At 70.2% G+C, this 24,347-nt stretch carries 17 protein-coding genes; 8 read left to right on the forward strand and 9 right to left on the reverse strand.

Features of this window, described 5'->3' with window-relative positions:
- The first annotated feature begins 107 nt into the window (after positions 1-107).
- From NM961_RS01255 to NM961_RS01280, 6 genes are all read left to right on the forward strand, one after another.
- Positions 108-656 (forward strand): P-loop nucleotide/nucleoside kinase family protein, encoded by a 549-nt coding sequence (locus NM961_RS01255; protein WP_255910406.1) that lies wholly within the window; start codon positions 108-110, stop codon positions 654-656.
- Between the two features lie 236 nt (positions 657-892).
- Positions 893-2,557, forward strand: coding sequence for a tail fiber domain-containing protein (locus NM961_RS01260; protein WP_255910408.1), 1,665 nt, complete (start codon positions 893-895; stop codon positions 2,555-2,557).
- A gap of 578 nt (positions 2,558-3,135) precedes the next feature.
- On the forward strand, positions 3,136-4,308 hold the full coding sequence (locus tag NM961_RS01265) for a sensor histidine kinase (protein ID WP_255910410.1): 1,173 nt from the start codon (positions 3,136-3,138) through the stop codon (positions 4,306-4,308).
- A complete protein-coding gene (locus NM961_RS01270; RefSeq protein ID WP_255910412.1) occupies positions 4,305-5,027 on the forward strand; it encodes a LytR/AlgR family response regulator transcription factor in 723 nt (240 codons plus the stop codon). Before NM961_RS01265 ends, NM961_RS01270 begins: the two co-directional genes overlap by 4 nt.
- Positions 5,028-5,054: 27 nt before the next feature.
- A complete protein-coding gene (locus tag NM961_RS01275) occupies positions 5,055-5,663 on the forward strand; it encodes an HD domain-containing protein (protein ID WP_255910414.1) in 609 nt (202 codons plus the stop codon).
- Between the two features lie 66 nt (positions 5,664-5,729).
- Positions 5,730-7,175, forward strand: a complete 1,446-nt coding sequence (locus NM961_RS01280) for an NHL repeat-containing protein (RefSeq protein WP_255910416.1) — start codon at positions 5,730-5,732, stop codon at positions 7,173-7,175.
- A 46-nt stretch (positions 7,176-7,221) separates the two neighbouring features.
- On the opposite strand, the gene NM961_RS01285 is transcribed toward NM961_RS01280, so the two are convergent.
- The 3 genes from NM961_RS01285 to NM961_RS01295 all read right to left on the reverse strand — a co-directional run bounded on the left by NM961_RS01285 (position 7,222) and on the right by NM961_RS01295 (position 9,193).
- Positions 7,222-7,605: an ACT domain-containing protein gene (locus NM961_RS01285; protein ID WP_255910418.1), complete on the reverse strand. Its 384-nt coding sequence runs from the start codon at positions 7,603-7,605 to the stop codon at positions 7,222-7,224.
- Positions 7,606-7,633: 28 nt separating this feature from the next.
- Positions 7,634-8,122, reverse strand: a complete 489-nt coding sequence (locus NM961_RS01290) for a hypothetical protein (protein WP_255910420.1) — start codon at positions 8,120-8,122, stop codon at positions 7,634-7,636.
- A gap of 264 nt (positions 8,123-8,386) precedes the next feature.
- Positions 8,387-9,193: an inositol monophosphatase family protein gene (locus NM961_RS01295; RefSeq protein WP_255910422.1), complete on the reverse strand. Its 807-nt coding sequence runs from the start codon at positions 9,191-9,193 to the stop codon at positions 8,387-8,389.
- A 285-nt stretch (positions 9,194-9,478) separates the two neighbouring features.
- On the opposite strand from NM961_RS01295, the gene NM961_RS01300 reads away from it, so the two are divergent.
- Positions 9,479-9,934 carry a hypothetical protein gene (locus tag NM961_RS01300; protein ID WP_255910423.1) on the forward strand — a complete coding sequence of 152 codons (456 nt, stop codon included), beginning with the start codon at positions 9,479-9,481 and terminating at the stop codon, positions 9,932-9,934.
- Between the two features lie 134 nt (positions 9,935-10,068).
- On the opposite strand, the gene NM961_RS01305 is transcribed toward NM961_RS01300, so the two are convergent.
- The 5 genes from NM961_RS01305 to NM961_RS01325 form a co-directional block, all read right to left on the reverse strand.
- On the reverse strand, positions 10,069-10,800 hold the full coding sequence (locus NM961_RS01305; protein ID WP_255910424.1) for an NRDE family protein: 732 nt from the start codon (positions 10,798-10,800) through the stop codon (positions 10,069-10,071).
- 273 nt (positions 10,801-11,073) lie between these two features.
- Positions 11,074-13,605 carry a serine/threonine-protein kinase gene (locus NM961_RS01310; RefSeq protein WP_255910425.1) on the reverse strand — a complete coding sequence of 844 codons (2,532 nt, stop codon included), beginning with the start codon at positions 13,603-13,605 and terminating at the stop codon, positions 11,074-11,076.
- Between the two features lie 157 nt (positions 13,606-13,762).
- Positions 13,763-14,821 (reverse strand): ribosome small subunit-dependent GTPase A, encoded by a 1,059-nt coding sequence (gene rsgA / locus NM961_RS01315; RefSeq protein ID WP_255910426.1) that lies wholly within the window; start codon positions 14,819-14,821, stop codon positions 13,763-13,765.
- A gap of 532 nt (positions 14,822-15,353) precedes the next feature.
- Entirely contained in the window at positions 15,354-17,528 is a 2,175-nt protein-coding gene (locus tag NM961_RS01320; protein ID WP_305118989.1) for a RelA/SpoT family protein, read from the reverse strand.
- Positions 17,529-17,663: 135 nt separating this feature from the next.
- Positions 17,664-19,409, reverse strand: coding sequence for a hypothetical protein (locus NM961_RS01325; protein ID WP_255910428.1), 1,746 nt, complete (start codon positions 19,407-19,409; stop codon positions 17,664-17,666).
- Positions 19,410-19,715: 306 nt separating this feature from the next.
- Here NM961_RS01325 and NM961_RS01330 point away from each other — a divergent pair, with 306 nt between their 5' ends.
- Entirely contained in the window at positions 19,716-20,201 is a 486-nt protein-coding gene (locus NM961_RS01330; RefSeq protein ID WP_255910431.1) for a hypothetical protein, read from the forward strand.
- 83 nt (positions 20,202-20,284) lie between these two features.
- Here the strand turns inward: NM961_RS01330 and hrpA are convergent, their stop codons facing one another.
- On the reverse strand, positions 20,285-24,271 hold the full coding sequence (gene hrpA, locus NM961_RS01335; RefSeq protein ID WP_255910433.1) for an ATP-dependent RNA helicase HrpA: 3,987 nt from the start codon (positions 24,269-24,271) through the stop codon (positions 20,285-20,287).
- Positions 24,272-24,347 lie beyond the last annotated feature (76 nt).

Raw genomic sequence — 24,347 nt, forward strand, 5'->3', positions numbered from 1 at the left:
TTGTCTTCACCACACTGAACGAAATGGCGCGGGGATTGGCCGCCGCCCGGCGCGCGACGCATCATCCGGGCATTCCTGTTTCCCTTGGCAGCAGAGCCTATCCACGCATGTATGTCGTCTTTCTGCACGGCCCCGCCGGCGCCGGCAAATACACCATAGGCCGCCTGCTCGGCGCCGAACTCGGCCTGCCCCTGCTGCATAACCACCTGGCAGTGGATCCGGCCCTGGCCCTGTTCGACTTCGGCACGGCGCCGTTCCGCCGCCTGCGCGCGGCGATCTGGCGCGCGGCCTTCGGCGAGGCCGCCGCGGCCGGGCGTTCCTTCATCTTCACCTTCCATCCCGAAGCCAGCGTCGCGCCGGAACTGATCGGCGAACTGTGCGCCCTGGTGGAAGACGCCGGCGGCCGCGTGCATTTCGTCGCGCTGCACTGCGCCACCGCGGCATTGCTGCCGCGCCTGGATTCGCCCGGCCGCCGCCGCTTCGGCAAACTCGCCGATCCCGTCCTGTACCAGCGCATCGAAGCCGCGGGCGGCTTCGATTTTCCGCCCCTGCCTGCAGCATTGCTGCAGCTGGACACTGCCGCGCTGGCCGCCGAAGAGTCCGCCGCGCGCATCGCCGCCGCGCTGCGCGCGGCCGAGCCGGCGGCGCCCGCGTGATCTGCGGCAGCCTGGAACTGCGCTAGTCGTCAGAGGAAGCCGTGCGGGCCGCGCCGAAGGCCGGTACCGCCGCGGCGCCGCGGCGCAGGCTGCGGCGCAGGATCCGCGGCACCGGGGGGACATGGCTGGCAGAGGCGCAAGGCAGGATCGACTTGTGCATGACTTCCAAAGGGGCAAGACGGCGCAGCCCCCGCCCATGCCGGGCGTCGCGCGCCGGACACATGCAGGAGGGGAACATGGCAAGGTCAGCTTTCCAGCGCCGCGCAGTCGCCGCGGCCATCGTACTTGGACTTTCTTTCGGCGGCACCGCCCTGGCTGCGGGCGTCAGCCCGGATGCGGCCGGCGTGCAGTTCGCGCCCACACTCGCCGCGCCGGCGTATCTGCTGCGCGTGACCGGCCCGGCCGGCTTCCTGTTTGAACGCAATTTCCACGCCGGCCAGGCGCTCAGCGTCGCCGCGCCGGCCGGCGGCTGGGCCGACGGCAGCTACACCTATGAAATCACCGCGCTGACCCTGGCCAGCCGCCGCCGCGACAGCGCGCAGGGCGTCGCCGACAGCCCGCCGGCGCAGAGCGAGAACGGCAGCTTCAACGTGCTCAACGGCATCGTCCACGTCGCCGATACGTTCGGCGGACGCAGCGACAACGGCCTCAATTCGGGCGAACAGCTCAACGACCAGGTCATTCCCGACGACCTCATCGTGCAGGGCAGCACCTGCGTGGGCTTCGACTGCGTCAACAACGAATCCTTCGGCTTCGACACGATACGGCTGAAGGAAAACAACACCCGCATCAAGTTCGACGACACCTCCACCGGCGCCTTCCCCGCCACCGACTGGCAGCTCACCGCCAACGACAGCGCCTCCGGCGGCGCCAACCGCTTCTCCATCGAAGACACCACCGCCGCGCGCATTCCCTTCACCATCACCGGCGCAGCGCCGACGAATTCCATCTTCGTCGCCAGCACCGGCAAGGTCGGCTTCCGCACCGCCACGCCGGTGCTCGATCTGCATATGAGCACCACCGACACGCCGGCCTGGCGCCTGGAACAGACCAACGGCGGCGGCTTCACCGCACAGACCTGGGATGTGGCCGGCAACGAGGCGAATTTCTTCGTGCGCGACGTGACCGGCGGCAGCCGCCTGCCCTTCCGCATACGCCCGGGCGCGCCGACCAGTTCCATCGACATCAGTGCCTCGGGCAATGTGGGCGTGGGTACGGCATCGCCTTCGGTCAAGCTCAATGTCAACGGTTCCGATGGCACCACCACCCAGGTGCTGGTGCAGGAAACCAACGGCACCGCCGCCGGCCGCGACCTGCTGCGCCTGGAAAACAACGGTCCGACCCGTCTGCGCCTGAAGAACACCGGTACTGGCAACGAGTGGAGCCTCAACGCCCACGATGCGGATTTCCGCATGACCCCGGCCGGCTCGGCCACCGTGGCCATGACCATCTTCCCCACCGGCAACGTCACTATCGCCGGAACGCTGACGCAGAACTCCGACCGCAACAGCAAGGAAAACTTCCGCCCGCTGGACCACAAGGCCCTGCTGCAGAAGATCGCCAAGCTCGACATCACCGAATGGAACTTCAAGTACGAAGCCGACGAAGTGCGCCATATCGGTCCGATGGCTCAGGACTTCCATTCCGTCTTCGGCCTGGGTGAACGCGAAGACCGCATCGCGCCGCTGGATACCTCCGGCGTGGCGCTCGCCGCGGTGCAGGGCCTGCAGCAGGAACTGGCCGAACGCGACCGCCAGATCGCCGATCTGCAGGCCCGCGTCGAACAGCTCGCCGCCCTGACCAGCAAGCTTGCCCGGGCACAGGAGGAAAACCGCAGCGTGGCGATTCCGGCGAGCTTGGCCGGCGCCTGCGACGGCAAGCCGGTGGCCACCGGCCTGTAAGCGACGGTACTTTGGCGCGCCGCGCGGATGGGCGCGGCGCGCTTTTTTCTGCGGCGAGGCCACATGCTAATTTTCCCGGCCGCCAGGCGGCGACTGGCAGAGGAGCGACGGCGGCGTCAGCAAGCACTGCAAGCAAGGCAGCCGGACGGCGGTCCCAATGAGGACTTCGGCAACCACCGGACCCGAACCGCATACGCCGCGTCAGCACTCCGTTCAGATGCAAGGATTCCACCCGGCCTGGCGGCGCTGCCGGCATCGGCAGCACCAGCGCCGCGGCGCGTCCAAAAAGACGGGCAGACGCAGACAGCGGCGCGCCCGATGGCAGCGCAGGCGTAGCGAAACGCACCGCCGCGGACCGGACACGTTAGCCGGGACGAACGCCACGAATCGCGCTGCGGTCGTCACCGCCAAATTGCACCGCCTGCCGCCCTTGGCTAACGTCGCCCCATGCCGATTCCGCCAGCGCAGCTGCCGCCAACCTCGCCCCTCATTCCTGCCTCAGGCAGCCCTGCGGCAACACAGCCAGCGCAGCGCGATTGCGTATACAGCGGACCGCGGCCGGCCGGGACGGCCATCGCATGAGCCAACCCGCAACCGAGCCCGCAGGCAGCAGTCTGGCGGACACGCTGCCCGAGTCCGCCGGTGCGTCCCAGGACACCGCCGCAGCGCCGCTGCGCACCTGGACCTCGCCCAGGCTGTGGCGCAACCTGCTGCTGTTCTGGACCGCGCACAGCCTGGTGTTCGCGCAGACCACGCTGAGCCTGAGCGGCGCCGGGCCGACGCCGGCGGATATCCAGTCGGCGCTGCGGCTGAGCCTGGGCACCTGGCTGCCGTGGGTGCCGATGAGCGTGTTCGTGATCTGGCTGGTGCAGCAGTATCCGATCGGCCGCAAGCATGTGCTGCGCTCGATCGCGGCGCTCTGCGCCGGCAACGCCGCCGTCATCTTGGCCAAGGCCGCCTGCGTGTTCGCGTTCAACGACCTGGTGCAGTGGTACGACTTCACCCCGACTCCGGGCCGCGTGCTGACCGCCAGCCTGTTCAACAACCTGCTGCTGTACTGGCTGGTCGTCGGCGCCGCGCATGCGCTGCTGTATTCGCACCGCTACTGGCAGCGCGAAGCGGAAGTCGCGGCGCTGCGCGCCAGCCTGTCGGAAGCGCGGCTGCAGGCGCTGTCGGCCCAGCTCAATCCGCATTTCCTGTTCAACACGCTCAATACCGTGGCCGAGCTGGTGCATCACGACGCGGCGGCGGCCGACCGCATGCTGGCGAACCTTTCCGCGCTGCTGCGGCGCAGTCTCGGCACCTCGGCCGCGCAGGAAGTGCCGCTGCGCGACGAGCTGGCGATGCTGGAGCAATACCTGGCCATACAGCGCGTGCGTTTCGGCGCGCGCCTGCAATCGGCCTTCGCCGTCGATGCCGGCTGCCTGGATGCCGCCGTGCCGTTCCTGCTGCTGCAGCCGCTGGTGGAGAACGCCATCGTGCATGCGATCGCGCCGCGCATCGAAGGCGGCTGCGTGCGCGTTTCGGCAGGGCGCGAAGGTGACGGCCGGCTCAGGCTCTGCGTCAGCGACGACGGTGCGCCGGCGCGGGCCGCGCCGGCCGGCAACGGCATCGGCCTGCGCAATACCGCCGACCGGCTGCACTGTCTCTACGGCGAGGCCGGCGTGCTGGAGCTGGCGCAGGCCGCCGGCGGCGGCCTGTGCGTGACGCTCACCCTGCCCTGGCGCCACGCCGCAGGAGCCCCGCCGTGAGCCCCCTGCGCGTGGCCATCGCCGACGACGAACCGATTGCGCGCCTGCGCCTGCAGCGACTGCTGGGCAGCGACAGCGGCATAGCCATCGTCGCCAGCTGCGGGAGTGCCGACGAACTCCTGCGCGCCCTGCAAACCCAGCCCGTCGATGCGCTGTTCCTGGACATAGAAATGCCCGGCAAGGACGTGTTCGCCGCCTGGGCCGGGCTGCCGCCGCCGCGCCCGCGCGTGGTGTTCGTCACCGCCTATGCGGAGTTCGCCGCGAAGGCATTCGAGATCGATGCGGTCGATTACCTGGTAAAGCCAGTAGTGCAGGAACGGCTGTTCGCCGCGGTCGAGCGCGTGCGGCGCGACCTCGCCGCAGCCGCGGCAGCGCCGCCGGTACCGGAGTCGCGGCATATCCCGCTGCCGATAGGCCGCCGCATCCGCCTGGTCGACCTGGCGACGATCGATCACGTCGTGGTCGAGGCGAACTACCTGGAGATCCACGCGGCCTCGCGCAGCTTCGTGCTGCGGCGTCCGATCTCGTGGATGGAAGCGCAGTTGGACCCGCGCGCCTTCCTGCGCGTGCACCGCTCGCATATCGTGCGCATCCGCGCCATCGAGCAGATCGAGCCGCTGTCCTCGGGCCGCTATCGCCTGCGCCTGCACGGCGGCGCGCAGCTGTTCTCCAGCCGCAGCTACCGCGACGCGATACGGCTGGCGCTGGGCATTGCCTGAGGCTCCGCGCCGCAGCCGGCGCTATGCTTGCCGCTTCCCGAAACCGCCGGCGCCGCCATGCAGCAGATCATCGATTTCATCCTCGAACTGGACAAGCTCAAGGGCGTCACGCGCAAGGTCAAGCCGCTGGGGCTGGAGCGCTACGAGAATTCCGCCGAGCACAGCTGGCAGCTGGCCCTGCTGGCGGCGTCGCTGGCGCCGCATGCGCCGGCAGGCGTGCCTATCGACCATGTGATCGTCCTGCTGCTGGTGCACGACATCGGCGAGATCGACACCGGCGACACCATCGCCTTCGCCGAGGACGGCTGGGAGGCACGCAAGGCGGCGGAGCTGGCCGCGGTGCAGCGCATCTTCGGTCTGCTGCCGCAGGAACAGGCGCAGAGATTCCTCGCCCTGTGGCAGGAATTCGATGCGGCGCAGACGCCTGCGGCACAGTTCGCCCATGCGGCGGACCGGGCCATGCCGGTGCTGCTCAACCTGGCCAGCGGCGGCCAGAGCTGGCGCGAGAACGGCATCAGCTACGAGCGCGTGGTGCGCCGGGTGCGGCCGCCGATCGAGCAGGGCTGTCCCGCGTTGTGGCAGTACCTGGAAGGCCGCCTGCTGCAGGCGCGCGAGCAGGGATTTTTCGGCGCCTGAGGCGCCATGTCAGGGTTGCGCCCGTTTCTGCGAATTCCTCGGGCAGGGAATTTCGGGAGTGGAGTCATGCAATCACTTGTGGGTCGCCTCGTTCTCGCCGCCGCGGCGCTGGTGCCGGGCCTGGCCGCCGCCGGGAATATCAATTACGACGCGATGGTCGACACCAGCTTCGCCACCACCACGTCGCCGCCGTATTGGCGCCGCCTGTACACCACCGGGACGGTGGACGAGCGCGCCATCGCCGTTGCGCGCATGCCCGACCGCAGCATCGTCGCGCTGATCTCGGTGCCGGGCGGCGCGGTCGGCAGCAAGATCGGCCTGCAGCGCTACAACGCCAATGGAAGCCCCTTCAGCGGCGTCTTCGGCAGCGCCGGCAAGGTGGTCAAGGACGCTTACCTCATTACCCTGACCGGCATGATCGCCGACAGCCAGGGCCGCATCGTCGTGATCGGTTCCACGCCCGGCCCAGGCGGCAAGACGGATTTCGGCGTGGTGCGCTTCAACGGCGACGGCAGCGACGACACCAGCTTCGGCGGCGACGGCGGCGTGGCCGTGGGCATGGAGCCGCTGCCCAATGCCGGCGACGACTATCCCGTCGCCATCATCGAACAGCCCACCGCGACCGGCTCGCGCCTGGTGATCGCCGGCAATACCAGCATGACGTCCGGCTCCAGCACGCTGCACCGCTTCGGCCTGATCGGCCTGCGCCAGGACGGCAGCATCGATCCGGATTTCGGCAACTACGTCGATCCGGACTACGCCGGCCGCGTCAACGACCGCTACGTTTCCGGCCAGGACGCCTACGCCAGCAGCCTGGTGCTGATGCCGAACAGTAGCCTGCTGATCGCCGGCGCCACCGTGCAGAACAGCACCGACACCGACTACGGCGCCTGCTATCTGTCGCCCAACGGCGCGCCATTCGCGGACTTCTCCTCGTGCATCCGCGTGGCCATCGACGAGCCGGGCCCGGGCGGCTCGCTCTACGACAGTGTCACCGCCATGGCGGTGTCGCGCCCGGACCGCATCACCCTGGTCGGCAATTCCAGCGGCCGCATCTCGGCGACGCGGCTGCTGCTGGAGGGAAGCCACCTGGGCCTGGACCCCACTTTTCTCGGCAGCAACATCACCGGCCGCGAATACCTGTTCGTCCATCCCAGCACCGGCACCTACGCCAACGACGCCGCGCTGCGCAGCGACGGCAGCCTCATCATCGCCGGGCGCTACAACGACGGCAGCCGCAGCCGCGCTGCCGTGCACCGCCTGCGTCCCAACGGCAGCTCCGACACCATGGGCTATTTCAGCCCCACCGGCTTCATCGTCACCGAGGTGCCGGCGTTCAGCACCAGCGGCAACAGCTTCTTCGGGGAGTTCAACAAGGTGCTGATCGACAGCGGCAAGCCGCTGCTGCTGGGCACGGCCTCCGACAGCACGACGGCAGCGACCGATCTGGACGGCGTGCTGGTGCGCCTGTATGCGGACCTGATCTTCGCCGACGGCCTGCAGCCGCGCTGAAACGGCGCCGCAGCGCCGGCGCCGCGGCACGATGGCGATGCTCCGCTCAGGTCACGCTATGACCGGCGGCCGACAGTGCGGCAATCGCCGCCGCGCTGTCGGCCTGCTTCACCAGCACATGATCGCCGTCGAAACTGGAGACCACGAATACGCCCAGGCCGGCGGCGGACAAGGGCGCGACGACGGTGAGGACGATGCCGGTCTCGTCGAAGGCGAACGGGCCGGCCAGCTTGAAGCAGGTCCACGGGCCGTCCTGGCGCACCGCGGCCGGCACGCGCGCGGCCAGGCAGGCGACGGAAAGCTCGTCATCACTGCGGCTGATGCTGACGAAGCCGGGGCCGTCGGCCCAGGCGGGAATGGCAGCGGCAGCGGCGAGCCGCGCAACCGTGTAGTCGCCGGACAGGCGGCGCAGGAGCAGTGGGCGTTTCATGCGCCGATTATCCGGTACGGCGGTGCGGTCAGCCGCCGGATTTCATGCTGGTCTTCTCCACCTTCCACTGCCCGTCTTCCTTGACCAGGCGCGAGAGGCCGCTGGACTTGGCGCCGGACTGGTCGACAGCGTCGATATCCAGCTCCACGCGATCGCCGAAATCGCGCCCGCCGGTCACAGTGGCGCTGCGCGGAGCGAAAGCCTTCATCATTTCCAGCATGGCGCCGAACTGCGGATCCTTGCGCTGGGCGCGCATCTTGTCGGCCTGGGCCTTGACCACGGTGGCGAGCATGGCATCGACATCGCCCGCGCGCATGGCGGCGAGATTGGCCTGGAACACCTGGCCTGCATCGCCGCCGCCGGGCGGCAGCGGCTTGCTCGCGCCGGTGGAAGCGGCCGCGGCATCGCCGGAGGGGCCATCGGCGCGCGCCTGCGCCATGCCGGCGCCAAAGACCAGGAACAGTGCCGCGGCGACGGCAAGGCAGTCATGGGATTTCTTGCGCGAACGGGTCTGCATGGCTTTCTCCGCTTGATCGTGATGCAAAAAGGAACGCGCCATGGCGGAGAAACGAACATCGGCCGATTCGCGACGGCGCCCCGGACCGCGGGAATTCGGCACGCAGCAGTACGCAACCCGGGAAATTTCCGCGCCGGCAGATGTGCGGAGCCGCCCCCCGCAAGCCGTGCCGGCGTTGCGCATCATCAACTTCCACAAATAACCAAATAAAACTCCAAACAAAGTAGCGCTGCGGCCTGCATTCTTCCCGCACAGCCTCTACGCCTACCTGTCGTTCAGCACCGCAAGGACTTCCTCCAGCACCGCCTCGCTGCACGCACTGACCAGGCTGCCGGCGAAGACCAGGCCGTCGCGCTGCCCGTTCGCGCTGCTGGCCACGCCGCCGGCTTCATGGATGCACGGCAGCAGCGCGGCGATGTCCCAGGGCTGCATGATGGTGTCTATGGCCGCGTGCAGATTGCCGCGGCAGATCAGCGCGTGCTGCATGCAGTCGCCGCAGAAACGGAATTTGCGTGCGCGCTGCAGCAGCGGCGATACGCGCCAGGCGGCGCCGTCGGCGGCGGGCCAGATATCCGAGGCGTGCATGCCCGAGGCCGAGACCAGGGCCTGCGCCAGCGGCACCGGCGCGGCGGCCTGCACGCGCTCGGGTGCGCCGCCGCCGCGGCGGAACCAGCAGCCCTCGCCTTCGGCGGCGTAGACCGTCTCGCCCAGTACCGGGAAATGGATCACGCCGACCACTGGCCGGCCGCGGTCGAGGTAGGCGATCAGGGTGCCGAACAGCGGCAGGCCCAGGGCGAAGGCGCTGGTGCCGTCCAGCGGGTCGATGATCCACAGGTCGTCGGCTTCGCGCGGTCCGCCGAATTCCTCGCCCAGTACGGCGTGCTGCGGGAAATGCCGCGCCAGGTGCTCGCGTATCGCCCGTTCGGCGCCGCGGTCGGCTTCGGTGACTTCGCTGCCGTCAGCCTTGTGGCTGACCGCGCAGCGCTGGTACCAGGGCAGGATCTGCTGTTCGGCCAGGGCGGCCAGTTGCAGCGCGCAGTCCAGTTGCGCGCGGTAGCGGGAATGCGGCATGTCTGCGGCTCCACGAAGGGTGCCGCGACAGTAGCGCAAGCGCCGGCATCGGTGTTGACGCGGCGGTCGCGCAACTGCGCTGCCGGTAAAGCACGCGCTGCCGCGTTGCCGTCGTGCGCGACGAACTGCCGCACTGCGCCGCGTACGCGCCCCGCACCGCGGCACAACCATCGTGCGCGGCACCGGCCGCACTGCGCGGCACGCCTGCCGCACACGGCGCCGCATGCCAGGGCACCGCGCCGCGCTTGCCGCCGCACGCACCTTCGCGCAACATCCGCGCCCGCCATGTCCACCCTGCCCTTCCAGCGCGCCCGCGGCATCCTGCGCTACAGCCCCGAGATCCGCCCCGGTTCGCATACCCGCCGCGACGGCGGCAGCACCTACTGGTGGCTGATCATCGACTGCGATGCGGAACTCGGCCGCTATCTGCGCCACCTGTACGAGCAGGCGTACTGGCACACGCGCCCGCTCACCAGCCCGCTGTGGGGACCGCATATCTCCGTGATCCGCGGCGAGCAGCCGGCGGATACGGCAGGCTGGGGCTGGCGCAACGGCGAATCCGTCGAATTCGAGTTCTCGCCGCTGGCCGAGGAAACCCACAGCTATGTCTGGCATCCGGTGCGCTGCGCCGCTGCGCTGGCCTTGCGCGAACACTACGGCCTGGCGCGCGAGCCCACGCCGCCGCTGCACCTGAGCATAGGCAACGGGCTGAGCACGCGCGGCGAGGGCGCCGCCGGCTGATGCGGAAAACCACTTTTCTCGAACTGGAAAAATAACGGCGCCGGCGGACGCGCCGCCGAAACCGACCGCGGACTGCGTGCGACACAGTTGCGGCGCCGCGCCCGCGACGGATACGCGGCGGCGCCGGCCCATCCTCAGTCCAGCCGCACCCCGTCCGGCCCGAAGCGGCGCTCCAGCAACCCCGTCGCGCCCTGCCCATCGCGCCAGGCCAGGGTGCTGGCGCGAGTGCCGTAGAGCGCACCGCGAATGAAGATCGGGGCGAGGAAACGCTCGATCTCCAGGCCTACGCCGGTGTCCGGCAGGTCCGCGTCGCCGGGCTGGTGCGTATCGCCGAGCAGATCGAGCAAGGCCGCATCGTCCGCGCCCGCAGCGCTGGCCGCAGCGTAGCGCTCGCACAGCCGGCGCATCTTGGGCCAGGGCGCATCCAGCGGGCCGTTGCTGACCGTGTGCAGGCCCGGCGGCAGGCGCTGGGCCTTGGCGCTGGGACTTTGCAGGCACCAGGCCTCGCGCGTATCGGCGACGACCAGATTGAACGGCGCGTAGTCGCCCAGGCGCGTGCCCAGTTCGGCCACGTAGTCCGCGGCGCTGATCTGGCCGGCGACGAAATCGCGCACCAGGTCGCCGCGCGAGCGCGGGCCGCGCTGAGGGTTGAGCAGGCGGATATTGGTCACCGCGGCGATGCGGCCGTTGTCGTGCACAGCCAGCCAGCTGCCGCCGGCTTCGAGATCGCGTCCGCCGCGCACGCCGGGCAGGTCCGGCCAGGGTGCCGCCGCGGCGCTGGGGCGGGCGTGGAATTCGTCGCGGTTGGCCAGCAGCAGCAGGGGCCGCGCCGGCACCACGTCAACAGCGAGCAGCAACAGGCACATGGATTTCTTCCAGTCGGAACAAGGGAACGGCTGCCGACCGCGCGCCATGCCCGCGGGTTCCGGCGCGCCCGCATCGGCGCGCCGGAACGAAGCGGCGGCCGGACCAGCCGCACGCGGCGACACCACAACGCAGGGCACCGATGACGGGCGGCCCGCCGGCGCAACGCCACCGGACGGGCGCGGCGACGGCAACGAACTCCGATCGCCGCCAACGCGAACTGCCGCGCTGCGCAGCCGCTGCGATCGCTGCCACGCGCCTGCGCCAGCCTGACGCTAACCGCCGCTGCCGCCGTCCGCGGCGCGGCCCAGCTCGCGCAGGCGCTGCTCCACCGCGCCCAGGCGCGGATTGGCCGGGCTGAGATCGCGCGCGGCGTCCAGCGCGCGGCGGGCTTCGCCCGGACGGTTCTCGCCGGCACGCTTTTCCGCCTCGTCGAGCAGGGCTTCGGCCAGGCGCGCGCGCAAGGTGGGCAGGCCGGCGTCGCCGGGCGAGAGCTGTTCCAGCGTGTCGACCAGATCGCGCGCACGTTCCAGCTGGCGTTCGCCGATGGCGATGTTGAACAGGTCGCGCGCGCGCTGCGGCAGCGCCTGCAGGCCGGCCAGGGCCTGGGCGTTGTTGCCGTCCAGGGCCAGCACGGCGCGGTATTTGTCGTAGGCGGAACTGCCCGGCGGCAGCATCAGGTTGCCGGCGGCGGCGGCCTTTTCCGCGGCGGCCAGGTTGGCGGCGAGCTTCTGCTGCTGTTCCGGCGTCAGCGCCGGGCGCGATGCGGCAATTTCCACCTGTTCACGCAGATCGCGCAGCCGGTTCTTTGCCGCGGTGAGTTCGACCGAGCCGGGCGCCAGCTGTTCGGCCTGGCGGATCAGGCGTTCGGCCGCCGCGGCGTCGCTCTGCTCCAGCGCCATGGTCGCCTGCAGGATCAGGGCCTGGGCGACCTGGCCCAGGCCGGCCTTGGCGCGCACGTTGCCTGGATCGCGCGCAAGCACGGCCTGGAACTGGGCCAGGGCGTTGTCGCTGCCGCTGCCGGCGACCTGGCCGCCGCGCAGCAGTTCCTGCGCGCGCTTGAGCTGGGCATCCAGCGCCGCGCCGGCGGCGCTGCGGCCGGCGGCGAGTTCGGCGCGCAGGTTGGGCAGGGCCGGATCGTTGGGCAGGATGCGCGCGATGGCTTCTATGCGCGAAGCCGCATCGTCCACTTTTCCCTGTGTCAACAAATCCCGCGCCTGCCCGGCCAGGGCGGCGCCGGCCTTGCGCAGGCCGGCCTGGGCCGGCGCGTTGTCGCGTTCGGCGGCGAGCATGCGCTGATACAGCTCGATCGCGCCGCCGGGCTCCAGCAGCTGGCCCGCGGCCAGCGCAGCTTCGGCACGGCCGAACAGGTCGGCCACGGCGGTGCTCTGCGCCTCGGCCTGTTTCAAGGCGGCCTCGGCCTGTTCGATGGCGATGCCGCCGACCAGCAGCGCGCGCGCATCGGCCAGGCGCGCATGGGCGACGGCGAGATTGCCCGACTTGGTCGCGGCCACGGCCTCGGCCAGCAGCGCTTCGCCGACGCGGCGCAGGCCGGCGCGGGCGATGTCGTTGTCCGGGTCGATCTCGCGCGCGGACTGGAACAGTTCGCCGGCGCTGTCGCCGGCCGTGCCGGTGAGCCGGCCGGCGGCCAGCGCGCCTTCGGCCCGCGCCAGGATGTCGTTGAGTTCGGTGCGCGGCAGCAGCGCGCGCAGCTTGTCCTGGTTGCGCCACAGCGCAAACGCGCCCACGGCCATCAGCAGCACCACCGCGCCGCTGAAGATCCACGGTCCCAGGCGCCGCGGACGCGCCCGCGGCATGTCGACGCGGCTGCGCCGCGGCGGCTCGTTCACGGATACGTCGATGCGGCCTATCACCGGCTCGGCGCGCTGGCGCGCCTCGGCCGGCGCGGCAGCGGCGGCGACGGCGGCCGCCGGCAGCACCATGGTCGGCGTGCTCGCGGCGCGGCCGCGCAGCAATTCGCGCAGTTCGCCGCGTTCCAGGCGTCGCTCCAGGCCTTCGATGGCGGCCGCCACCGCGCTGCCGTCCTGGAAGCGGTCTTCCGGTTCCTTGGCCAGCAGCAGGTCCAGCACCGGCTGCAGCGCCTTGTATTCGGCCGGCAGCTGCGGCACCGGCTGGGTGATGTGCATGATGCCGACGGCGAGCGAATCTTCGGCGTGGTAGGGCACGCGACCGGCCAGCAGCTCGTACATGACGATGCCGAGGCTGTAGAGGTCGGAGCGGCCGTCCAGGCCGCGGCCGCGCGCCTGCTCCGGACTCATGTAGTGCGGCGTGCCCACGACCGCGCCAGTGCGGGTCATGCGGGTGGCGGAATCATTCGCCCGGGCGATGCCGAAATCGGTCAGCGCGGCCGAGCCGTCCTCGCGCAGCAGTATGTTGTCGGGCTTGACGTCGCGGTGCACGAAGCCCTTGCTGTTGGCATAGGCCAGTGCCTTGGCGATCTCGCGCACCACGCGCAGAGTGAAGGGCACGTCGCGCGGCTTGCCGTCCTCGTGCAGCACGGGACCGCCGGCGACGTATTCCATGGCGATGTAGAAATAGTCGCCCTGGCGGCCCACGTCGTGGATGCCGACGACATGCGGGTGATGCAGCTTGGCCGCGATGCGCGCCTCGCGCAGGAAGCGTTCGCCGTAGGTGGGATCGGCCAGCAGGGTCGGCGACATCACCTTGAGCGCGACTTCCCTATCCACCGACTCCTGTATGGCCAGGTATACCGTCGCCATCCCGCCGCGCCCCAGCGGACGCAAAACACGGTATCCAGGAATATCGATCATGCGCTGCTGGATCATCGGCATCGCCGCGTCCCGCGGCATCGCGCCGCAGCATAGCATGGCGACTACGCGCGCCCCGCGCACAGCGCCGGGCCGCGCAGGCGGCCGCGGCGGCGCCCGAAACGCCGCGGCGCCGCTTCCCGGCCGCCACCACGGCAGCCGGGAAGCGGCGGACTCAGCCGTCGCGGCGCTCGCGCTTGGCCGCCATCACCGCCCGCGCGAGCTTGCCGAAGCCGCGTTCGCGCTCGCGCCGCTCGCGCAGGCTAAGGCTGGCCTGCGCGTCCTCGGCGGCGAGCTTGCGCCAGCGCCGCAGCCGCGCCGGATCCAGCGCGCCGGACTGCAGCGCCGCGGCCACGGCGCAGCCCGGCTCGCCCTGATGGGCGCAGTCGGCGAAGCGGCAGGCCGCGGCGAGTTGCAGGATGTCGGCGAATACGCCGGCGATGCCGTTGCCCGCCTGCGCCAGCTGCAATTCGCGCATGCCCGGCGTATCGAACAGCCACGCACCGGACGGCAGGCGGTGCAGCGAGCGCGCCGTGGTCGTATGCCGGCCGCGCGCATCGTCCTCGCGTATGCCCTGAGTGGCCTGGCCGGCGCCGGCGAGGCTGTTGACCAGGGTGGACTTGCCCACGCCGGAGGACCCCAGCAGCGCCACGCTGCGGCCGCGGCCGCACCAGGGCGCGAGCACTGCGGCGGCCCGAGAATCGCGTGCATCGACCAGTTCCACCAGTAACCCCGGCAGCAGCCGTGCCGCCGCGGCGGCGTAGCCCGCGGCATCGGTGCAGAGGTCGGCCTTGGTCAACACCACCACCGGCGTCACGCCGGCTTCGCCGGCCAGGCTGAGATAACGCTCCAGCCGTGCCGGATTGAAGTCCTGGTTGCAGGAGGAAACCACGAACACGGTATCGACATTGGCCGCGATCAGCTGCAGCCGCACCGCCGTGCCCGCGGCGCGGCGCTGGAACAGGCTGCTGCGCGCGAGCAGGCGGCGCGGGCGCCGGTCGGCGGCGTCCAGCAGCAGCCAGTCGCCGACGGTGGCAGTGGATTGCGCGCCGGCCGCGTCGGCGGCAAACGGGGCGATGCGGTGGCTGAATTCCGCGCCGGCCAGCAGCAGGCGGTCGCGGTGCACGGCCATGACGCGGGCCGGCAGGCAGTGCTCATGCTCGAAGAGATCGAGCTGGGTGGAAAAGAAGGGCGTCCAGCCGAGATCGGCCAGGGAAAAGGCGTCGTAGGTCATTGGTTCTCACCAGCAGTGCGCCACGCCGGGCGTGGGCGCGAACGGATGCACACGCCTGCGGCGCAGGCGTGTCCGTACGGCGATCAGCTGGAGGAACCGCGGGAAAAACGCAGGACGCGACGGCCCCGTGGAAAATCAGTCGATGCGGATTCCGCCAGCCGGGCGAGATACAAGGTCAGACACAGAAGCCTCCCGCGGCGGAATGGAAAGGAGGCGCAGCTTATGGCCTGTGCGCGCCGGGTTCAATCGCGCCGGGTTCAATCAGGCTGGCGCGCTGCGGCGCCGCGCTGCGCTGGATCCGCCGGCGGACTGCTGCACCAGACGCTGCGCCCGATCCTGCCGCTACGCTGCGGCACTGCGCGCTGCGACTGATCCTGACACCCGGCTGTATCACGCGCGGCGTCTGGCCCTGCCGACGCGCAGCGGCACCGCGCACCGCATTCACTCCGGTCGGCCCGCTGCCGCACCACGCGCGGCGTTCAATCACCCCGGCGCCGTTGCCGCCGCGCCGCATGCGCTCACGCCCGCCCGCTCAGGCCAGGCGCCTCGCCTCGATCACGTTGGGCACGGCGGCGAGCTTGCCGAGCAGGCTGGAGAGCTGGCCGTAGTCGGTCACGCGCAGGGCGAAGTTCATCGTGGCCAGGCCGGATACGCTGTCCACGCGCGTGTTCACCGCGAGCAAGTGCGCATTGGCCGAGGCGATCACGTTGGTGATGTCCTTGTGCAGCCATTTGCGGTCGTAACCCTTGACCAGCACATCGACCTCATAGGCCTGCTCGCGCCGGCTGCCCCATTCGACTTCGATCACGCGGCTGGGATCGCGCGTGCGCAGGCGCGCCAGGCTGGCGCAGTCGGCGCGATGCACGCTGACGCCGCGGCCGCGGGTGATGAAGCCCAGCACCGGATCGCCCGGCAGCGGCTGGCAGCAGCGCGCAAGCTGGGTCAGCAGGTTGCCGACGCCGTCGATGGTCAGCGCGTCCTTGGTGCCGGCCTTGGGCGGCCGCAGCGCGGGTGCGGGCGCGGGCTTGGGCGGCGCAGTCATCTCGTGCAGTGCGCGCGCCACCTGGGCGGCGCTGATCTCGCCCAGGGCCAGCGCAACCAGGAATTCCTCCAGGTTCTTCTGGTTGAAGCGCGGCGGCAGCGAATCCAGCTCGACGTTGCTCAGGGCCAGGCGCTTGAGTTCCTTGTCCAGGATGGCGCGGCCGGCGCTGAGGTTGGCGGCCAGGTCCACGCGCTTGAACCAGGTGCGCACTTTTTCCAGCGCGCGGTGCGTGGTGAGGAAGCCGTGCTGGGCGCTGAGCCAGTCGCGCCGCGGCGCCTTTTCCTTGGCGGTGAGGATCTCGATGCGGTCGCCGCTGGACGGCTGGAAGGCCAGCGGCACGATGCGGCCGTTGACCTTGGCGCCGCGGCAGCGGTGGCCTACGTCGGTGTGTACGTGGTAGGCGAAATCCAGCACGGTGGCGCCGCGCGGCAGGTCCATGATCTCGCCGCGCGGGGTGAGCAGGTAGACGCGGTCCTCGTGCAGGTCGGTGCGCAGGCCGGCGAGCAAGGCCGCGTCGTCGTCGCTGTCGTCCTTGGCTTCGAGCAGCTGGCGCATCCAGGCGACCTTGCGCTCGAAGCTCTCGTCGTTGCTGCCGCCTTCCTTGTAGCGCCAGTGCGCGGCGACGCCGAGTTCGGCGTGGGCGTGCATGTCGTGGGTGCGGATCTGCACTTCCAGGGTCTTGCCTTCCGGCCCGGCCACGGCGGTATGCAGCGACTGGTAGTGGTTGCCCTTGGGCCGCGCGATGTAATCGTCGAACTCGCCCGGGATGTAGGGCCACAGCGAATGCACCACGCCCAGGGCGGCGTAGCAGGCCGGCAGATCCTTCACCAGCAGGCGCACGGCGCGGATGTCGTAGAGCGCGCCGAAGTCGCCGTCCTTGCGCTGCATTTTTTTCCAGATGGAATAAATGTGCTTGGGCCGGCCGGCGATGTCGGCGGCGATGCCGGCTTCGGCCAGGGCGGTGCGCAGCTGCGCGACCGCACCGGCGATATAGCGCTCGCGGTCGACCCGGCGTTCGTCCAGCAGGCGTGCGATGCGCTTGTAGGTATCGGGCTGGGACAGGCGGAAGGCCAGGTCTTCCAGCTCCCATTTCAGCTGCCAGATGCCCAGGCGGTTGGCCAGCGGCGCATGGATGTCGGCAGTCATCTGCGCCAGGGCCTGGCGCTGGGTTTCCTCCAGCGCATCGGCCGTGCGCAGCCGCGCCAGCTGGCGCGCGAGCAGGATGAACACCACGCGCAGGTCGCGCACCACCGCCAGCAGCAGCCGGCGCAGGCCTTCGGGACGGGTGCGCGCATCGCGCGCGGCGTAGAGTTCCCAGACTTTTTCCGCCGCGATCTGGCCGTCGATGAGCAGGCGCAGGCCGGCGCCGTAGTCGCTGCGCGGCGCCGCCTCGGTGCCGCGCGCGGGCGGCTCGGCACGGGTTTCGCCGCCGCGGGCCGGCTCGGCGCGGGCGTCGCCGGCGGCGCGGTCCAGTTCGTACAGGATGGCTGCGGCCAGGGTTTCGTCGTCCAGGCCCAGGCCGGCCAGCAGTTGCAGGGTGACCGCCAGCACCGCCAGGCGCGCGCCGGTGTCGGCGTCGTGCTCCTGCGCCAGCAGCGCATCGAGGCGGCCGCAGGCCAGGTTGAGATCTTCGGAGAGCGGCGCGCTGCTGCGGCGTGCCTGCATCCATTGTTCGAGATTGGCGGTGGCTTGGACGTGCTTCACGCCGCGATTGTAGCGAAGCAGGCCGCAGCGCCCAGCCCATAACGAAAGAACCCCGGCGCGGGCCGGGGTTCTGCTTGCGGAGCTGTGTCCCGGTGCTTACGGCGCCGGCGGCGGCGCGACCAGGATGCGGAACTGGATCTGGCTCTGCGTGTAGCTGTGGCCGGCCGGATAGTTGTTGTCGCCGACCACGACCCAGCAGTCCGAGTAGCCCGTGGCGCCGGTCAGGCTGTAGGAAAGATCGACGCGATCGCCGTTGTAGACGAACTTGGGACTGTTGGCGCCGCTGAAGGAGAAGATCGACGGCGACGAGCCCGAACACTGCAGCTTGTTGTTCGTATCCACGCCGGCGAAGAAGGTGCCCTGGGTCTTCAGTTCGTCATAGGCATAGGTCGGACCCGGCTTGCGGTCCAGCACGAAGCCTTCGATCAGGCCCTGGCACTGCGGCGTCTGGTTGCGCACGCCCGAGGGCTGTACTTCGCAGCGCAGCGTCGGCAGGTTGCCGTTGCTGGCACTGGGATCTTCCAGCGCCTTGCTCAGGGAGAAGGTCGGCGGATCGTTCTCGCTGCCGACCACATGGAACGGAACGACGCGGGTGCTGGTCTGGTTGCGGCCGTCGGTCGCGACGATGGTCACCGAGGCGCTCACGTTGGGCGCATAGGTGCCCGCGACCGCATCGGTGGCGAAGTGCTGGTCGAACACGGGGATGTCGAAGGTGCAGTTGCGGCGCGTGACCTCGCCGCCCTGCGGCGTACCGACCAGGCAGGTCGCATTGGTCTGCACCACGTTGCCGTTGAAATTCACCGACACCGTCGCGCTCAGCGGCGGCAGGCCGTTTTCCGAGGTGTCGTCGGTCAGCACGAAGCTCAGGCCGGTCGCGCCGGTGCCTTCGGCCATGTTCGGGATGGACGGCGCGGTGATGACCGGATCCAGGTCCGACAGCAGCGCACGGCCCACGGAAACGTTGTCGCTGAGATCGCGGTCTTCCGGGCCCGACGCCGACGGAGCGATGAACAGGGCCGCCGTCGTCAGCATCGCATCGGGATTGGCCGGCAGCGAGAACACGCCGGACTTCAACGGACGGATCACGATGAAACGCTTGGTCACGCCTTCCGCCGGCACCGTGCCGCGGAAGTTGACGTTGTTCTGGGTAATGGTCAGGCCGGAGCAGACGGTGGCGCTGGGCGACGTCGGCGCGCAGTACTGCGAGAGGTCGCTGCTGAACACCGAGCTGTCGAAGCCGTCGGTCACGACGTAGTTGCGGCCGGCGAATTCGGCCGGGATGTTCACGTCGATGAAGTACTTGTAGTTGCTCTCGCCGTCCGGGAGGGCGACCACGCGGGTGACGAGGCTGGCGTTGGGGCCGGTGGCCTCGGACGCGAAGGTGTCATCAAACAGGTGCGCGCTCTGCTTGCGCACGCCGTCGGCCGACAGCACATAGCAGGCCAGCGTGTCAGTGAACGGCTCCAGATCCAGGCCGACCGAGGTATAGCGCCAGCCCTTGACGCCGCTGAGCGAAAGCGGCGGACGACTGGCGACGGTGGTATCCAGCTGGCCGAACTTGAAATCGCCGTTGCTGGGAGTGAACCCCGGCAGCACGGTGGCCAGACGGGTGCCCTGGGCGGTCGCGGTGAGATTCGCGCAGAGCATCGGCCGATCCAGGCCGACCGTGGTCAGGGTAACGCCCGAGGTGATGTCCCGGTCCACCACCATGGCAGTGAGCTTGGGGGCATCTTCGTCCTGGAAGCGCAGCGAGAAATCAGCAGCAGCCTGGCTGACACCAGTCGCACCAGCCAGCGCCAGGCCGAGCAGCACGGTCGTTCGGGTCGGACGGAATTGCCTCATCGTTTTCATCACCAAAGTCGCAAATTGCTTGAGAAGAGCGCGCGCAGACGGCGCGATCCCATGGAACGCAGGCTTTCGGACCTATCCCGTTGTCCCCGCTCAGGCCGGCGAGACGGTGCGTAGCTGTCTCATCCATGCCACTGCATGTGGCGCGCAGTATACGGACCCCTTGACAGACCAGTGTTAAGTAGCAGTTACCCGTCGCGCCGATTTTCGACCAAATTCCGCAGCTTGACGAGAACTGATGGCCCACTATTTACAATTGGGCCTTTCGCCGCCCCGCCGCGGCATCGCTAGAGGTGATTCATGAACAGGTTCCGGGCCCTGGCCCTGGCTGTCGCTTTTACCGCTTCGGCCGCCGCCCAGGCCGTCGAGTTCTCCACGCTGGAAGAACGCATGAGCCGCGCCGAGTTCACCGCGGCCGGCTTGCAAAATCTGAGCCCGGAGCAGCTGAAAGCCCTCAATGACTGGCTGCGCATCAACGGACTGGCCCCCGGCGCGCCGGTCGCGCGCGGCAAGAGCGGTCCCAACGACGTGCCGGAGTTCTATCCCGAGGAAGAGGACCGCCAGGTCATCGAGAGCAGCATTGCCGGCAACCTGGACGGCTGGCTGGGCAAGACCTCGTTCAAGCTGGAAAACGGCCAGGTCTGGCAGCAGGCGGATTCCAGCCGCATGACCGGCCTGGGCCTGAGCAGCCCGGCGGTACGCATACGCCCCACCCTGCTCGGCAACTGGCTCATGTACGTCGATGGCTGCGGCTGCAAGCCGCTGCCGGTGCGCCGCATCAAGTAAGCCCCGCGATCCCGGCCGGCGGGCGCCGGCCGGGATCCGCGCCCGGCGCCCGCCGCGCCGGCGCGTTTCGCCGCCTTTCCCGCTCAGCGCCCCGCGGCGCGCAGGTTCTCGATCGCTTTCTGCAGGCGCTTGGGCGATACCGCCTCGGCCGTGCGCAGTTCCTGCGCGAACACCGACACGCGCATTTCCTCCACCAGCCAGCGCAGTTCCTCCAGCTCGGCCGCGGCGACGCCGCTGGCGCGCAGCTTGAGGTATTCGCGCCAGTAGCCCTGCACCGCCAGCAGGCGCGCCTGGTCGCGGCTGGCGTCCACGCGCAGACGCTCGGCGCGCAGGCGCATGGCCTTGAGGTAGCGCGGGTAATGCGCCAGGCGCGCGCGGCTGAGCTCGCGCACGAAGCCGGCGTGCATCAGATTGTCCAGCTGCTCGCGCAGGTCGTCGTAATTGGCCTTGCCATAGCCCATCAGCGGCGCTTTCAGCCACGGCCCCAGTTCGACATAGGCGGCCAGCACGTCCTCGACCAGGCGCAGCCACTCCACCGCCGCCGGGAACAGCTGCCGGCCCAGTTCGGCCTCGACGCGCTGGAAATCCTCGCGCCGGCGCAGGTCCAGGTCGCGCGCGGCAACCAGTTCGCCGAAGGCCGCCTCGATCAGGTCCTCGCGCAGCGATTCCACGCTGGCGATGCCGGCGTATTTCAGCGCCAGCGCGTGATTGATCGGCAGCTGCCGGCGCGCCTGCTTGATGCGGTCGGCCAGGGCGCGGCGCAGCAGGCGCAGCACGCCGGCGCGGTGCTCGGCCAGGGCTTCGTCGCGGCGCTCGAACACGCGCAGGGCCACGCTGTCGCCAAGGTCGACCAGGGCCGGATAGGCGACCAGGTTGCCCTGGCTCTGCAGCGAGGCGGGGATCTCGGCGAAATCGAAGGTTTCCACGTCTTCGCGGGTCAGGTCCGCATCGGCCTGGCGCGAGAAGGCGGCGCGCGCGGCGCCGCTCCAGTTGGCCTGGATCAGGGCGAGGTCGCGGCCCTGTTCCAGCGTGCGGCCCTGCTCGTCGTAGACGCGGAAATGCATGCGCAGGTGCGCCGGCAGCTCGATGCCGGCGAAGTCCGCCTCGCTCACGCCGACGCCGGTGACGCGCTGCAGATACGCGGCCAGCACCTGCGCCAGCGGCACATCGCGCGGCGCCTCGCTTTCGGCGAAGGCGCGGGCGAAATCCGGCGCCGGCACGAAATTGCGCCGCAGCGCCTTGGGCAAGCCGCGGATCAGTTCCGCCACTTTCTCCGCCAGCAGGCCGGGCACCAGCCATTCGCAGCGCGCCGCCGGCACGGCGTTCACGAAGGCCAGCGGCAGCTGCAGGCTGACGCCGTCGGCGGGATCGTCGGGAATGAAGCGGTATTCCAGCTTGAGCTTGTGCCCGCCCAGATCCAGCCGCGGCGGATAGTCTTGCGCGGCGATGCCGGCGCGCGCGCCCAGCACATCGTCCAGCGACCAGCGCAGTGCGGCCTGTTCGGTCGGCGAGGCACGGCGATACCAGGCGTCCAGCGCGGCGGCGCTGGAAATGTCGCCGGGCAGCTTGCCGGCAAACCAGGCGGCCAGGGCGGCCTCGTCCTTGACCAGGCCGGCACGGCGCTGCTTGGCTTCCAGCTCCTGCGCCTCGGCCAGCACGCGCGCGTTGGCGCGCACGAAGTCGGCCTTGGCGTCGATCTCGCCGCGCGCCAGGGCCTCGCGCAGGAACACCTCGTGCGCCAGCTGCGGCTCCTGCGCGCCGAACTGCACCTGGCGCTTTTCCACCAGGATCAGCCCGAACAGGCTGACCTGCTCATAGGCCATCACCGCGCCGCGCTTGCGCGACCAGTGCGCATCGCGCCAGCTGCGCTTGACCAGGTGATCGGCCTGCTGCTCTATCCACTCGGGTTCCACCCGCGCATTGAGCAGGCCGTAGACTTTCTGCAGGTCGATGATCTGCCCGGCCAGCAGCCATTGCGGCGGCGACTTGGCTAGGAAAGAGCCCGGAAACACCTGGAAGCGGCGCTCGCGCGTGCCGCGGTACTGGCCGCGTTCGTCCTTGCGCCCAACCTGGGTGGGCCAGCCCGACAGCAGGCAGCGGTGCACCTGCTCGTAGCCCGGCGCATCCAGCAGCGGCGCGGCGGCGGGATCGGCCTCGCCGGGCGGCAGGCTGACGCCGGCGAGGGTCCAGTCCAGTTCCTCGCTCTGCAGCAGCAGCTGGCGGTGCAGTTCGCGCCATTCGCGCATGCGCAGGTAGGACAGGAAACGCGCCTGGCACCAGTCGCGCAGGCGCGACTGGCTCAGTTCCTCGTGCGCCGCCGCGTGCGCCTGCCACAGCCGGAGCACGGCGACGAAGTCCGAGCGCGGATCGGCGAACTGGGCATGCGCCTGGTCGGCCGCCTGGCGCGCATCGGCCGGGCGTTCGCGCGGGTCCTGGATGCTCAGGAACGCAGCCAGGATCAGCACCTCGCGCAGCGCGCCGCGCTCGCGCGCCTCGATCAGCATGCGCGCCAGGGCTACGTCGATGGGCAGCTGGGCCATGGTGCGGCCAACCGCGGTCAGGCGCTTGCGTTCGTCGATCGCGCCCAGTTCGGCCAGGCGCCGGTAGCCGTCGCCGACGGCGCGCTCCGGCGGCGCCTCGACAAAAGGAAATTCGCTGACTTCTCCCAATTTCAGGCTGAGCATGCGCAGGATCACGCCGGCCAGCGAACTGCGCAGGATTTCCGGATCGGTATAGCGCGGCCGCTGCTGGAAATCCTGCTCGCCGTAGAGGCGGAAGCAGACGCCGGCGGCGACGCGGCCGCAGCGGCCCTTGCGCTGCTCGGCGGCGGCCTGGGAGATCGGTTCTATATGCAGCCGTTCGAGCTGGCTGCGCGGCGAATAGCGCTTGACCCGCGCCGTGCCGGTGTCGATCACGTAGCGGATGCGCGGCACGGTCAGCGAAGTCTCGGCGACATTGGTCGCCAGCACGATGCGCCGCTGCGCGCCGGGCTTGAACACGCGGTCCTGGTCGTTGGCCGACAGGCGCGCGTACAGCGGCAGCACTTCGGTGGCGCGGTACTGGCGCCGCGCCAGGGCGAGATGGGCGTCGCGGATCTCGCGCTCGCCGGGCAGGAAGACCAGCACGTCGCCGCGCGGGTCCTCGGCGGTGATCTCGTCGGCCACGGCGACGATCTGCTCGACCAGGCTGAGTTCGCCGCGCTCAGCCGCGCGCGCGCGGCCGCCTTCGGCGCCGGCCTCGGCCACCGGCGGACGCCAGCGCACTTCCACCGGATAGCTGCGTCCTTCCACGCTGACCACCGGCGCATTGCCGAAATGCGCGGCGAAGCGCGCGGTATCGATGGTGGCCGAGGTGACGATGAGCTTGAGGTCGCGCCGCTTGGCCAGCAGGCGCTTGAGATAGCCGAGCAGGAAATCGATGTTGAGGCTGCGCTCGTGCGCCTCGTCAAGGATGATGGTGTCGTAGTCGTTGAGCCAGGCGTCGCTCTGGGTCTCGGCCAGCAGGATGCCGTCGGTCATGAACTTGATCAGCGACTCCTCCGACACCTGATCGCTGAAGCGTACCTGGAAGCCGACCAGCTTGCCGACCTCGCTGCCCAGTTCCTGCGCCACCCGGTGCGCCACGCTGCGCGCGGCGATGCGGCGCGGCTGGGTGCAGCCGATGCGGCCGGCCACGCCGCGGCCGGCGGCCAGGCACAGCTTGGGCAGCTGGGTGGTCTTGCCCGAACCGGTCTCGCCGGCCAGCACCACCACCTGGTGCTTGCGGATCAGCTGCACGATCTCATCCGCGCGGGCGGCGATGGGCAGGGATTCGTCTACGCGGATCGGCGGCACCCGCGCCGCGCGCGCGGCGCGGCGCGCGGCGGACGCGGCGATATCGGCGTCGAGCCGGTCCAGCGCAGCGGCCTCGGCCTTGTCCGGCGCTTCGCTGAAACGCCGCCAGCGGCCGAGCAGGCGCGCGAAATCCCGCACCAGCACGCCGTCCAGGGCCTTGCGCTGGGCGGCCACGCGCGCGGCGGGCGAACCGGGTTCGGGCCGCGCCGCGGCGCGGGAAGGATTCTTCTGGGTCATTACGTTCAAAACTCGGGGCAACCGCCCGCGGAACCGCCAATGATAGCGGCTGCCTATCGCGACTATCGTCTCCGGC

This window comes from Tahibacter harae, from assembly GCF_024437735.1.
Taxonomy (GTDB): Bacteria; Pseudomonadota; Gammaproteobacteria; order Xanthomonadales; family Rhodanobacteraceae; genus Tahibacter; species Tahibacter harae.